The sequence below is a fragment of the Halomicrobium sp. IBSBa genome (assembly GCF_017612575.1).
Classification (GTDB): Archaea; Halobacteriota; Halobacteria; order Halobacteriales; family Haloarculaceae; genus Halomicrobium.
In genome coordinates this window covers 240216-253045 of the sequence record NZ_JADPQC010000003.1, presented here as the reverse complement: position 1 = coordinate 253045, position 12830 = coordinate 240216, and the positions used below count along the sequence as shown (strand labels likewise).

Here is a 12830-nt window from a genome sequence, read left to right as displayed (position 1 = left end):
ACCATGGACGACATTCGATTCGCAGTACTCGGAACGGGTGGTATCGGCAGACGAACGCTCGAAGTCGCGACCCACCGAGACGGCCTCACGCCCGTCGCGGCGTGTGATCGCAACGGGGTCGCGATCGACCACGGCGGGCTCGACGTGGACGAACTGCTCGACGCCACCGAGGGCAATATCGCGAGCGGCCCGGCCGACGACCCCGACGCGACCGACGGCTCGTCTGATCTGCGATCAGACGGCGGCGCGGCGGCCGGCGGCGTCAAACAGCACGGCGAACAGGCCGGCATCGTCGCCAGCGACCAGGGCCGAGAGACGGAGACGCCGATCGACGACGTGATCGCCGAGGCCGACGAGATCGACGCGGTCCTGATGGCGCTGCCCAACCTGGAGCACGACTTCATCCCTCGGGTCGCCCAGCGGTTCGCAGACGCCGGCTACGAGGGCGTCCTGATCGACGTGCTCAAACGCTCGCGCGTGATCGGGATGCTGGAAGACCGCGAGGAGCGACTCGTCGACGCCGGCATCACGTTCGTCTGTGGGGCCGGTGCGACGCCGGGGCTGCTCACCGGAGCGGCGGCGCTCGCCGCCCAGTCGTTCGTCGAGATCGAGTCCGTCGAGATCTGGTGGGGCGTCGGCCTGAAGTCGGGCTACGAGGACAACCGCGGCACCGTCCGAGAGGACATCGCCCACCTCGACGGCTACGACATCGAGTCGGCCCGCGAGATGAGCGAGGCGGAGATCGAGGCGCTGATCGACGAGCACGACGGTCGCCTGGAGTTCGACGACATGGAACACGCCGACGACGTATTGCTGGAGCGGGCCGGCGTCTGTGACGCCGAGGACGTGACCGTCGGCGGGATTCTCGACGTGCGACAGGACGAGAAGCCGACGACGACGACTGTCAGCGTGACCGGCAGGACCTTCGACGGCGAGACGGGGACCAACACCTTCCAGCTCGACGACGCGACGAGCATGGAAGCCAACGTCAACGGCCCCGCGATCGGCTACCTGAAGGCCGCCGTGTTGCGAAATCGCGCGGGCGACTACGGCGTCTACGGGCCGGCAGAACTGATGCCGACGTTCTGATGACACACGGCTTTTCGCTCGGGCGACGGCTCGAACAGCGCGAAGAGCGCGGCCTGCGACGCCACCTGGACCCCGCCGAATCGGTCGCCGGCCGGACCCGGCTGGCCGACGATCCGGGCGGTGACGCCGCCGACTTCGGCGAGCCGGAGCTGGTCTTCGCCGCGAACAACTACCTCGGGCTGGCCGACGACGGCCGGGTCCAGCGAGCGGCCGAGACCGCGGCACGGTCGATCGGCACCGGTGCCGGCGCGTCGCGGCTCGTCACGGGGGATACGACGCTCCATCGAGCCCTGGAGCGCGACCTCGCAGACTGCAAGGGAACGGAGCGCGTGCTCGTGTTTTCGTCTGGCTACGCTGCAAACGTCGGTGTGATCGACGCGCTCGCGCCGGACGTGGTGTTCTCCGACGAGCTGAACCACGCCAGCATCGTCGACGGCTGTCGGATCGGGGCCGGCGAGACGGTGGTCTACGACCACTGTGACCCCGCGGATCTCGCGCGGCGGATGGACGCCAGAAGCGGCGACGCCGACGGCGAGTCGTGGCTCGTCCTCTCCGACAGCGTGTTCTCCATGGACGGCGACCGCGCGCCGCTGTCCGACATCTGTGACGTGGCCGAGCGCCACGGCGCGTGGGTGATGGTCGACGAAGCCCACGCGACCGGCGTCGTCGGTGCCGACGGTGGCGGTGTCGTCCAGGCACAGGGCGTGAGCGACCGGGTCGACGTACAGCTCGGGACCCTCTCGAAGGCGCTGGCGGCACAGGGCGGGTACGTCGCCGGGTCGGAGACGCTGATCGAGTGCCTGTTCAACGAGGCCCGGACGTTCGTCTTCTCGACCGGACTCGCACCGCCGGCCGCCGGAGCGGCACGCGAGGCGCTCCGGATCGCCCGCGAGGGGTCTCGGCGGGAGCGACTCTGGGACAACGTCGAACGGCTCCGGAACGGCCTCGAAGCCGCCGGGTTCGAGGTGCTGGGCGACACGCACATCCTCCCCGTGGTCGTCGGGGACCGAGACGACGCGATGGCACTCGCGACGGCCGTCCGCGACCGGGGCATCGTCGCACCGGCGATCAGGCCCCCGACCGTCCCGGCCGGCCGGTCGCGGCTCCGGGTCGCGCCGATGGCGACCCACGACGAGGCGGCGATCGACCGCTGTCTCGACGCCTTCGAACGTGCCGGCACGGAGTGTGAGCTGCTGTGAGCCTGTTCGTGGTCGGGACCGACACCGGCGTCGGCAAGACGGTCCTCACGGCCGGCATCACGGGGTGGCTCCGCCGGGACGGGATCGACGCGACCGCGGTCAAGCCCTGTCAGACCGGTGTCCCGGCGGACGACGACGCGCGCTTCGTCGAGCGCGTCTGTGGCGACGCCGCGGCCGCGACCTGTCTGGAACGGCTCGGCCCGGCGCTGGCCCCCGCCGTCGCGGCCCGCGAGACGGGCGTCGAACTCTCCTACGACCGTCTGCTGGCCGGCTGTCGCGCGGCCGTCGAGGACAGCGAGGCGACCGTCGTCGAGGGGATCGGCGGACTTCGGGTCCCGCTGACGGCGACCCACGAGGTCGTCGACCTCGTCGGCGATCTCGACCTGCCGACGCTGGTCGTCGCCCGCTCCGGGCTGGGGACGCTGAATCACACGGCACTGACCGTCGAGGCGCTGCGTCGCCGGGGCGTCTCCGTTCGCGGGGCCGTCCTGAACGAGTACGAGGGCGCGACCGTCGCCGAGCGGACGAATCCACGCGAGATCGAGACGGCCAACGACGTGCCGGTGGCGACGCTGCCGCCGGTCGACGTGGCAGACGGCGAGGCGCTCGTCGACGCCGTGGCGTCGGCGCTCCCCGAGCGATTCCGCGGTGTCGAAAGTGGCGGCGACTGAGAGTGCTGCCAGCGGACCGCCGACCCGTCGTCTCTGAGGTGGGTCCGGCGAGACTCGCTCAGAGATCGACCGAGAGCAGCCGTTCCACGTCGACGCCTTCGGCGAGCAGTTCGCCCATTCGGTCGACGGTGTCTCCGGTTCGGGTACGTCCCGCGTGGAGAACGTCCTCGACGCGATCGATCGTCGTCCGGGTGTCCGACTGGACGAGCAAGATCGGGACGCCCTCTTCCTGTGCGCGACCGAGGACGGCACTGGCCGGTCGGAAGCCGCCGGTCAGCAACAGCGCCTTGATGCCCGCAGACTCCAGTGCGGCCGTCTGGACCTCCGAGCGGTCGCCGCCGGTGATCATGACCGCGTCCCGCGTCCGCCGGAACTGGTCGAGCGCACTGCTGCCGCCCATCGCGCCGACGGTGAACCGTTCGACGTGTCTGTCGAGGTCGATATCCGGCGTCAAGACGTTACAGCCCAGGCTCCGGGCGAGTTCCTCGACGGTGACGCCCGACAGCTCCGGGACCGTCGGGAGCGCGCCGAACACCGGAACGTCCCGCCCGTCGAGGAACGGGATCACGTCGTCGTTGAGCTCGTCCATCTTGGCGTCGGCGACGCCGTTGAAGACGACGCCTTCCAGCCGGTCGCCGGCCGTCTGTGCGCTGCCAAGCACCGCATCGGTCGTCGCCACGGAGTCGTACCCCGTGACCAGCAACATGCGGGCGTCGAGGGCCTCGGCGATGTCCACGTCGTCGAGGTCGACGATGCTCCCCGTCGAGAGGTCGCCGCTCCCCTCGACGATCATCAGGTCTTTGTCCTCGGCCAGATCCTCGAAGCTGTCGACGACCCGCTCGCGGAGTTCGTCGGGATCTTCGCGTCCGCGGATCGCCTCCTGAATGAACGTCGGGGAGTAGACGATCGGCTCCATCTCGTGCATCTCCGCGTCGAGATCGAGCAGCTCGCGCGCGAGCATCGGGTCCTCGTCGCGGGTCTTGCCGACCGCACTCTGGAGCCGCGTGCCCTTCGGTTTCATGTACCCCACGTCGTAGCCCGCCCGCTGTGCGCGCCGAGCGAGCGCGAGGGTGATCGCCGTCTTGCCGATGCCGTCGTTCGTCGAGGTGACCAGTAGCGTGTTCATAGTTCCTCCTGATCGAGGGTCAGCCGCAGGTCGATCGCCGCGACGCCGTCGTTGGTCGCGACGAGCGGGTTGATGTCCAGTTCGACGATCGCGGGGAAGTCCGTGACGAGCTGTGAGAGGCGCTGGATCGTCTCGACGAGCGCGTCCTCGTCGACCGGATCGCGACCGCGTGCGCCCCGCAACAGCGGAGCCGACTCGATGTCGTCGAGCATCGAGCGGGCGTCGGGCTCCGAGACCGGCGCGACCCGGAGCGTCGTGTCTTCGAGTACTTCGACGAAGATGCCGCCGAGTCCGAACAGAACCAGCGGGCCGAACTGGGGATCTCGGTTCACCCCGAGGATCGTCTCGGTGCCCGCGTCGACGTCCAGCATCTCCTGGACCTGGACGCCGAGGATCGTCGCGTCCTGCTGGTAGTTGCGCGCTCGCACGACGAGGTCCTCGTAGGTGTCCCACACGTCCTCCGGTGAGACGCCGACCTCGACGCCGCCGATGTCGGACTTGTGGAGGATGTCCGGACTCACGATCTTCATGACGACCTCGTCGCCGATCGATTCCGCGACCGACTGGGCCTCCGACGGGGAGTCCACGACCTCGCCCTCCGGCGTCGGAATCCCGTAGGCGTCGAGCAAGTCCATGGCCTCGACGCCGAGGCGGTTCTGGTTTCGGTCCGCGGCCGACGACAGGATGCTCCGGGCCCGCTTGCGGTCCACGTCGAAGGTCTCGGGGTCGGTGTACTCACGGGACTGGATGTCGTCGTAGCGGGCCAGCGCGTCGAGGCTGTCGACGGCCCGCGCCGGGTCGAAGTAGTTCGGAATGCCGGACTCGGTCAACGTCGAGGCGGCGGGACCGACGCTCTGGCCGCCCATCAGCGTGGTCGCGACGGGAATGTCGTACTCCTGCTGGCAGTCGACGACGACCTCCGCGAGTTCCTCGAACGAGAGGACCGCGGTCGGACAGGCGACGACGACCGCCATGGCGACGTTGTCGTCGGCCATGACGGTCTCCAGGGCCGCCTCGAACCTTGCTGCCGGTGCGTCGCCGATGATGTCGACGGGGTTGTAGATGTTGGCCTCGTCGGGCATCGTCTCGGCGAGGCGCTCGACGGTGTCGTCGGTGAGGTCGGCCAGTTCGAGGCCGCTGTCGCCGACGGCGTCGGTGGTCATCACGCCGGGTCCGCCCGCGTTCGTGACGATCGCGACTTCCTTCCCCTCCGGGAGGGGCTGGTCGGCGAGGATCTGTGCGTAGTCGAACAGCTCCTGGACGGTCTCGACCCGGATCGCGCCGGACTGTTCGAGACCCGCCTCGTAGGCCGCTTCCGAGCCGGCCATCGCGCCGGTGTGAGAGGCGGCGGCGCTGGCACCGGCGTCGGTCCGGCCGGACTTGACGAGCACGATCGGCGTGTCCTGTGTGACCTCGCGGGCGGTCTGGACGAAGCCCGCGCCGTCCTCGATGTCTTCGAGGTAGCCGAGGATCACGTCGGTGTCGGGGTCTGCACCCCACTCGTCGATGAAGTCTCGTTCGTCGAGGATCGCCTTGTTGCCAAGCGAGACGATGTCTTTGAATCCCACGTCGCGTTCGGCGGCCCAGTCCAGGACGGCCGTGACGAACGCGCCGGATTGACTCATGAACGAGATACCGCCACTCGTTGCCATCTCGTTGCCGAACGTAGCGTTGAGCCCCGTCGGCGTGCTCATGATGCCGAGGCTGTTCGGGCCGACGAGGTTGAGGTCGTACTCGGCGGCCGTCTCTCTGAGGTCTTTCTCGCGTGCTGCACCCTCCGTACCGGTTTCGCCGAAGCCGGCGGTGATGACGACGACGTTCTCGATCCCGGCCTCGCCGGCCTCGCGGATCGAGTCGACGGCGACGTCGGGTGGGACGACGATCACCGCCACGTCGATGTCTGCCTCGACGTCGGCCACGGTGTCGTGGCAGGGCAGACCCAGCACGCTCTCCTTGTACGGGTTTACCGCGACGATATCACCCGTGAACGACGCCTGCAAGTTTTCCGTGATCGCGCGACCGACTGCACCGTCGGAGTCTGTCGCACCGACGACGGCGACTCGGTCGGGCGAGAACAACGTTGAGAGGCGTCCCATGCAGTTCGACCTTCCCTGCGTGACGGGATAATTCTGCTGGCGGTGTCTCGGGCGGTGAGAACGGCCCGTCGATTGTTGAGACTTTTATGCATCGAGTGCGAACCTCGCGCGATGGAGTCCGCCGACAGCGACCTGTTCGACACCACCGACGTCGAGCGATCGGCCAGCGAGTTCGCGGTCGATCCAGCAGCGTTGACCGAGCGACTCGCCGACCACCAGGCGGCAGTCGAGGAGTTGCCCGGCGTCGAGAACCTCGTCTACGAGTGGCGCAAGCAGTACGAGGACCCGCTGATCGAGCGCACGGCCGAGGTCTACTACCTGCGAGTGCGGCGACCGTGTGGGACGAGTTCGGGGACGCACTCGGCGTCGGCGACGCGATGCTCGGTGCTCTCGTCGACGTACACCGCCGGACCGTCTCGACCGCGAGTGACGTGTCGTCGACGCCACCGGACGGTGTCGCGTACGTGGCGCTCAACCGCACGCTGTAGGTCGCGACCCGACATTGCCGGCGGTCGACTTTCTGGGACCGTCGTTCCCGATCGGACAGCAGGTCGTCTCGGCTGATCGGCTCCCACAGACCGTGGAAAACACTACATCTAGTTGCCACGTTGTGCAGTATTCGAGAATTAGGTTTACCAAAAGCAAAAAATGGTTTTTGGAATCGCGAAGGTTTTAAGTGCTGTCCGGTAGTAGTCGTAGTTGCCATGAGCAAACAAACGTCCGTCCAGCAGGAGTTTGGCACCGTCGGTGACAACGAGCTTCGCCTCGAACGCGACAAGTCCGAGCAGATCATCGACGCGCTGAACAGCGACCTGGCGGCGACCTACGTCCTCTACCACCAGCTCAAGAAGCACCACTGGAACGTCGAGGGCGCGGAGTTTCGCGACCTCCACCTGTTCCTGGGCGACGCCGCCGCAAACGCCGAAGCAGCGGCCGACGAACTCGCCGAGCGCGCGCAGGCACTCGGTGGGACGCCCGTCGCCGGACCGGCCGCACTGGCCGACCACGCGCCGGTCGAATCCGAAGATGAGGACGTGTACGACATCCGGACCTCGCTGGCCAACGACCTCGAGATGTACGGCGAGATCATCGAGTCGCTACGGGATCACGTCGAGTTGGCGACCAACCTCGGCGACCACGCGACGGCACAGATCCTCCGCGAGATCCTGGTCGAGACCGAAGAGGACGCCCACCACATCGAGCACTACCTCGAAGACGACACGCTCGTCACCGAGCACGCGATGCAGTAGCGTGGCAACTGACGGTATCGAGATCGGGTAGCGAGGAGAAGAGCCGCGTTACTCCCAGGGTTCGACCGTGAGGTCGGTCGCGATCCAGGCGTCGGAGTTTCCGTCTTCTGTGAAGACCGTTCTGTCGGGGGAACTCTGATGGGCGCTGACCGACGGTTCTGTCCGAGCGTCGTCTGAATCTTGTTCGCGTTCCGAGACGGGTGCCATTACCGGAGCTTAGGTATGCCTAAAGCTAAAAGGATTTTGGTTCGCCTAATCTGACCGCGGCTGGGTTTTTATATCTCACACTGCAAGAGCGCGTATGAGCAGCTCCGACGACGATCTGGCGTCCCTGGTCGGCGAACTCGTCACGACGTTACAGCGGCTCGAAACCGAGTTCGAGCCACGGGACGACGACGACCGGCTGCGTCCGCCGACGCCCCGCGAACTGATGCGGTTGACCAGCGACGTCGCCATTCCCGCGACGATCCTCCTGTTGCGGACCAACATCGAGGCCCTGAAGCTCCTCCAGCGGGCGCTACGGATGGCGGACGGTCGAGCACCGACTGCGGACTCGGAGGGGAGCGACGTGCGAGCCCGCGCCGAGCGCCTCAGCGCGACCACGCTCTCGAAGCTCGACGGCGCGCTCGCGGACCTCCAGGACGCCGTCGAGGGCCAGCCCACGGACGACGAGGCGCGCGAACTCCTGACCGAAGCGCGTCGCCTGCGAGCGGACATCGAGTCCCGCATCGAGGAGCAGGCCGCCGATGGCTCGGCGGACTCTGCCACGACGGCCGAATCGGAGGACGGCGACGAGAACGGGGACGTGCCGGTCGACGTGGACGCAGAACTCCGGTCGCTGAAAGACGACGTGACCGACCAGACTGATTCGGACGACGACGAATCGTCGTAACCACCGGATCGACTGGAAACGCTCGAACGCCAGAATTTACCAGCTGTAAGGCCCGTCCGCCGTACTGCACTCGTTCTCGTAGTAGCGTGAATAAACATACTCTAAAAAACATAATGATTTATTATTCGTGGGCTACTACGGAGAGACACCATGCCCACGACAGAGCGGCCGGGGGGAGTTCGGGCGAGGCTATTCGTTCGGGAGACCCTCCCGACACCGGCGACCCAGAGCAGCCAGCGGACCATCGCGCGGCTGGAGCGGCTCACGTCGGAGGGGCTGCTCGACGGCTACAGCGTAACGTCGTGGGACAAGCGACTGCCGGTCGACGGGGCGGACGCGCCCGAACAGCGGCGTCGGTACAACGAGTTCAGCGACTGGGCCCGGTCCAACGGTGCCCGGCTGACGCCGTTTTTCGACACCCGAGAGTGCTACTCGATGGAGACCGGCGAGAAGCGCACCGAGTTGGTCTTTCCCGCGATTTGTCTCGCACTCTACGAGGACGGCGACCTCCGGACCGTCGCACCGCACGCGGCGGGTTCCGAGACCGAATCCGTCGCGGACTGTCTGGACCGACTGGTCGAACAGTCCACCGACGAACCGGTTCGACGGACGACCGTCACGGCGGACTGAGACGTTTCACTGGACTGGTCGGAACCGATACCCGTCCCAGTCCTGACTCTCCGGTTCCTTGATCCCGATCTCGGGATCACGCAGTTCCTCGACGTACACCGGTTCGACCACGTCGCCGGTTTCGACGTCCTCGGTCGTGACCTGGCCGAGCGCGCGGACGACGGTGTCTGCCACGTCGAACTCGACGATCGCCAGCGTGTTCGGTTCGCGCACGCCCGGCGGCGTCGCCGTCGAGTGAGTCCAGGTGACGACCTCGCCGCGGCGCTCCGAGAGGTCGATCGTCTCGGTCTGTTTCTCGCCACACTCCGGACAGAACGTGTGGCCGGGATAGGTCACGTGACCGTTCTCACAGCGGTGTGCGTCGAAGGTCACGCGAGGTCACCTCCCTGTGACCGAGTGTGACGTTGTCGCGCGCGATACGAGCCGCCGACGAGTGCGTGTCCAACAGCAGTCATTCTGCGGCCTCCATGATCGTGGTGATGACACAGTTCCCGAAGCCACCGACGTTACAGGCCAGTCCCACGTCGGCCTCGACCTGTCGAGGCCCGGCCTCGCCGACGAGCTGTTCGTAGATCTCGACGCCCTGAGCGACCCCGCTCGCGCCGAGCGGGTGGCCCTTGGACTTCAGTCCGCCGGAGGTGTTGATCGGCAGTTCGCCGTCTCTGTCCGTGTAACCGTCCATCGCGAGTTCCCAGGCTTCGCCCTGCTCGGCGACGCCGATCCCCTCCAGCTGGAGGAACTCCAGGATGGTGAACATGTCGTGGAGTTCGGCCACGTCGAGGTCGTCGGGACCCAGGCCGGCCATCTCGTAGGCCTGGTCGCTCGACTCGACGACCCCGCCCATCACCGTCGGATCCGTCCGCTCGTGGACGACGTGGGTGTCCGTCGCGCCGCCGATCCCCGAGACGACGGCGTAGTCGTCGGTCAACTCGGCCGCCCGCTCCTCGGTGGTAAAGAGCATCGCGGCGCTGCCGTCCGTGATCGGACAGAAGTCGTACAGGCGCAGCGGGTCGGCGACGATCGGCGACTCCAGGGCCGTCTCCATCGTGATCTCCTTCTGGAACTGCGCGTTGGGGTTGTCGACGCCGTTGCGGTGGTTCTTCACGGCGACCTTCGCCAGCGATTCGCGGGGGGCGTCGAACCGTTCGAGATAGTGGCGAGCGGTCATGCCGGCGAAAGACGGCAGCGTGACGCCGTGTTTGTACTCGTCGGGATGAGTGATCGAGGCGATGATGTCGGTCGCTTCCGGCGTCGTCTTGTGGGTCATCTTCTCGCCGCCGACCAGCAGCGTCATCTCGCTCGCGCCGGAGGCGATCGACTGCCAGGCCTCGTAGATCCCCGCACCGCCGGAGGAAGACGTCTGATCGACCCGCTCGCTGTAGGCCGGCAGCAGGCCGAGATCGTGGGCCAGCCAGTTCATCACGCCCGTCTGCCCCTCGAACTCTCCGCTGGACATGTTCGAGACGTACAGATGCTCCACGTCGTCGTTGTCGATGGGTGCGTCGGACAGACACGCCTCGCCCGCCTCCGCGAGTAGATCGCGGAGCCAGGCGTCGCGCTGGCCGAACTTCGTCATCGACGCTTCGATTACGGCGACTCCCATGTGGGTGGGGACTCGCGGGGGTATTGTGTTCGTTGTGGTTCCAGTTGTCTTTGCCCTGACCTGTCAACCTAGGTGACGCTGTGGCCCGCGTTCCCGGCGGTCGAGAGCCCGGACAAAGTATATGAGTGTGCCACTGGCACACGAACACATGCAGGAAGCCTGGATACAGCTCCAGTGTCCCGACTGCACGACCGAGTGGGAACAGCGCCTCTCCGAGCTTCCGGCGTCGGGAGAGCGGTTCCAGTGTGACCACTGTGACGCGTACAATCCCACCGCGGAGTTCGCGAAGACCACCCGCGACCTCGAAGTGCTCCGAGAGATGAACGGCGCGGAGTAGCGCCTACCGATAGAACGACCGACCGGCCGCCTTCCACTCGTCGCCTCGCTCGACTCGCTGTGGGCGGCGGCGCTTGCCGAAGCGTTCGAGACGCCCTTCGAGTACCCACTCGTTGGCGTACTCGGGCTCGGAGTCGCTGGCTGCCGCCGCGGCGGCCCCAGCGCGCTGGCGATCCGTGACGTGAGCACTGATCGCCGAGGCGATGGCCGCGGCCTCGGACGGCGAGGCGTCGTCCGGGAGCGACACGTCCAGTTCCCGGTCGCCGGCAGTGACGGTCACCGTCGTCTCGTCGGCGTCCTCGACCGCTTCCTCGTCGTCGGTTGATTCGAGTGACGACATCGTTACAGTGGGATGTTGCCGTGGTCTTTCGGCGGCGACTCCTCGCGTTTCCGTTCCAGCAGGTCGAGGTCGTCGATCAGTCGTTTGCGGGTGTCCTTCGGTTCGATCACGTCGTCGAGGTAGCCCCGCTTGGCCGGCCCGTAGGGGTGAGCGAACTCCTCGCGGAACTCGTCCATGAGCGCCTGCCGGCGGGCGTCGGGATCGTCGGCCTCGGCGATCTCGTTGCGATAGAGGATGTTGACCGCGCCGCGCGGTCCGAGCACCGCCATCTCAGAGCCCGGCCAGGCGTAGTTCACGTCCGAACCGAGGAACTTCGAGGACATGACGATGTAGGCCCCGCCGTAGGCCTTCCTGACGACCACGGACAGCAGCGGCACCGTCGCCTCGGCGTAGGCGTAGATGAGCTTCGCCCCGCGGCGGATGATCCCGTTGTGCTCCTGGTCGGTCCCGGGCATGAAGCCCGGCACGTCGACCAGCGAGACGATCGGGACGTTGAACGAGTCACACATCCGGATGAACCGGGCAGCCTTCTCGGCGGCGTCGATGTCCAGCGTCCCGGCGCTGACCCGGGGCTGGTTGGCGACGATTCCGACCGAGCGCCCGTCCATGCGGGCGAAGCCGACGACGACGTTGCGCGCCCAGTTCTCGTGAACCTCGAAGAACGAGTCCTCGTCGACGATGCTCCCGATGACCTTCGTCATGTCGTAGGGCTTGCGCGGGGCGTCGGGGACGATGTCGGTGACCTCCGGCACCTCGCGGTCCGGTTCGTCCCACGGTTTGACCCGCGGCGGGTCCTCCATGTTGTTCTGTGGGAGATACGAGAGGAGCCGCCGGATGTTCTCCAGTGCGGCCTCCTCGCTCGGGTAGGCGAAGTGGGCGACGCCGGACTTCGAGGCGTGTGAGCCTGCACCCCCGAGTTCGCCCTTGGAGACCTGTTCACCGGTGACCGTCTCGATCACGTCCGGCCCCGTGATGAACATGTGGCTGGTGTCCTCGACCATGAAGGTAAAGTCCGTCAGCGCGGGCGAGTAGGTCGCGCCACCGGCACACGGCCCCATGATCGCCGAGATCTGCGGGATCAGCCCCGAGGCCTCCGTGTTGCGCTGGAAGATCTTGGCGAAGCCGACGAGCGAGTCGACCCCTTCCTGGATGCGCGCGCCGCCGGAGTCGTTCAGTCCGATGACGGGCACGCCGTTCTCGATTGCCTTGTCCATCACCTTACAGATCTTGTCGGCGACGACCTCGCCGACGGAGCCACCGAGGACGGTGAAGTCGTGGGCGAACAGGAAGACCTTCCGCCCGTCGACCTCGCCGTAGCCCGTCACGACGGCGTCGCCCGCGAACTGCTTTTCTTCCATCCCGAAGTTCGTCGACCGGTGTTCGACGAAGGGGTCGATCTCGTTGAACGTCCCGTCGTCGACGAGGAAGTCGATCCGTTCGCGGGCAGTCATCTTCCCCTTGTCGTGCTGGGCCTGGATGCGATCCTCGCCGCCGCCGAGTTGTGCTTCGCGTTTGCGTTCCCGAAGCTCCTCGATAGGGTCAGAGACCGCGTCGTCGGTCTCCGCTTGGCCGTCCGAATCTGTGTCGTGCTCACTCAT

General features: G+C 66.9%; 15 protein-coding genes. 8 read left to right on the top strand and 7 right to left on the bottom strand.

Annotated features, from left to right (window positions below; translation table 11 throughout):
* Positions 1-3: 3 nt before the first annotated feature.
* Genes IL252_RS10795 through bioD form a run of 3 tightly spaced genes read left to right on the top strand, consistent with a single transcriptional unit; the run spans position 4 to position 2959 of the window.
* On the top strand, positions 4-1089 hold the full coding sequence (locus IL252_RS10795) for a transcriptional regulator (RefSeq protein WP_208628004.1): 1086 nt from the start codon (positions 4-6) through the stop codon (positions 1087-1089).
* The gene (locus IL252_RS10790) at positions 1089-2288 is read left to right on the top strand and encodes an 8-amino-7-oxononanoate synthase (protein ID WP_208628003.1); all 1200 of its coding nucleotides are present in this window, start codon (positions 1089-1091) and stop codon (positions 2286-2288) included. The genes IL252_RS10795 and IL252_RS10790 overlap by 1 nt, the downstream gene beginning before the upstream one ends.
* Positions 2285-2959, top strand: a complete 675-nt coding sequence (bioD, locus tag IL252_RS10785; RefSeq protein ID WP_208628002.1) for a dethiobiotin synthase — start codon at positions 2285-2287, stop codon at positions 2957-2959. The genes IL252_RS10790 and bioD overlap by 4 nt, the downstream gene beginning before the upstream one ends.
* Positions 2960-3017: 58 nt before the next feature.
* Here bioD and IL252_RS10780 read toward each other — a convergent pair whose 3' ends face one another.
* Both IL252_RS10780 and acs read right to left on the bottom strand, forming a co-directional pair.
* Positions 3018-4085 carry a phosphotransacetylase family protein gene (locus IL252_RS10780; RefSeq protein WP_208628001.1) on the bottom strand — a complete coding sequence of 356 codons (1068 nt, stop codon included), beginning with the start codon at positions 4083-4085 and terminating at the stop codon, positions 3018-3020.
* Positions 4082-6181 (bottom strand): acetate--CoA ligase alpha subunit, encoded by a 2100-nt coding sequence (acs, locus tag IL252_RS10775; protein WP_208628000.1) that lies wholly within the window; start codon positions 6179-6181, stop codon positions 4082-4084. Before acs ends, IL252_RS10780 begins: the two co-directional genes overlap by 4 nt.
* 111 nt (positions 6182-6292) lie before the next feature.
* Between acs and IL252_RS10770 the strand changes: the two genes are divergently transcribed.
* Complete coding sequence (locus IL252_RS10770) at positions 6293-6745, top strand: hypothetical protein (RefSeq protein ID WP_244257074.1); 453 nt, start codon at positions 6293-6295, stop codon at positions 6743-6745.
* 140 nt (positions 6746-6885) lie between these two features.
* The gene (dpsA, locus tag IL252_RS10765) at positions 6886-7431 is read left to right on the top strand and encodes a DNA starvation/stationary phase protection protein DpsA (RefSeq protein WP_208627999.1); all 546 of its coding nucleotides are present in this window, start codon (positions 6886-6888) and stop codon (positions 7429-7431) included.
* 48 nt (positions 7432-7479) lie between these two features.
* On the opposite strand, the gene IL252_RS10760 is transcribed toward dpsA, so the two are convergent.
* Positions 7480-7638 carry a hypothetical protein gene (locus IL252_RS10760; RefSeq protein WP_015763242.1) on the bottom strand — a complete coding sequence of 53 codons (159 nt, stop codon included), beginning with the start codon at positions 7636-7638 and terminating at the stop codon, positions 7480-7482.
* A 94-nt stretch (positions 7639-7732) separates the two neighbouring features.
* Between IL252_RS10760 and IL252_RS10755 the strand changes: the two genes are divergently transcribed.
* Together IL252_RS10755 and IL252_RS10750 are read left to right on the top strand one after the other, a co-directional pair.
* Positions 7733-8323, top strand: coding sequence for a hypothetical protein (locus IL252_RS10755; protein WP_208627998.1), 591 nt, complete (start codon positions 7733-7735; stop codon positions 8321-8323).
* Positions 8324-8473: 150 nt separating this feature from the next.
* Positions 8474-8953 carry an HTH domain-containing protein gene (locus IL252_RS10750; protein WP_170094268.1) on the top strand — a complete coding sequence of 160 codons (480 nt, stop codon included), beginning with the start codon at positions 8474-8476 and terminating at the stop codon, positions 8951-8953.
* 6 nt (positions 8954-8959) lie between these two features.
* Here the strand turns inward: IL252_RS10750 and IL252_RS10745 are convergent, their stop codons facing one another.
* Both IL252_RS10745 and IL252_RS10740 read right to left on the bottom strand, forming a co-directional pair.
* Complete coding sequence (locus IL252_RS10745) at positions 8960-9325, bottom strand: Zn-ribbon domain-containing OB-fold protein (RefSeq protein ID WP_170094267.1); 366 nt, start codon at positions 9323-9325, stop codon at positions 8960-8962.
* Positions 9326-9404: 79 nt separating this feature from the next.
* On the bottom strand, positions 9405-10556 hold the full coding sequence (locus IL252_RS10740; protein WP_153553316.1) for a thiolase family protein: 1152 nt from the start codon (positions 10554-10556) through the stop codon (positions 9405-9407).
* Positions 10557-10704: 148 nt separating this feature from the next.
* Here IL252_RS10740 and IL252_RS10735 point away from each other — a divergent pair, with 148 nt between their 5' ends.
* The gene (locus IL252_RS10735) at positions 10705-10893 is read left to right on the top strand and encodes a hypothetical protein (protein WP_170095357.1); all 189 of its coding nucleotides are present in this window, start codon (positions 10705-10707) and stop codon (positions 10891-10893) included.
* Positions 10894-10896: 3 nt separating this feature from the next.
* On the opposite strand, the gene IL252_RS10730 is transcribed toward IL252_RS10735, so the two are convergent.
* The gene (locus tag IL252_RS10730; protein ID WP_208627997.1) at positions 10897-11232 is read right to left on the bottom strand and encodes a hypothetical protein; all 336 of its coding nucleotides are present in this window, start codon (positions 11230-11232) and stop codon (positions 10897-10899) included.
* A gap of 2 nt (positions 11233-11234) precedes the next feature.
* Positions 11235-12830, bottom strand: coding sequence for an acyl-CoA carboxylase subunit beta (locus IL252_RS10725; protein WP_208627996.1), 1596 nt, complete (start codon positions 12828-12830; stop codon positions 11235-11237).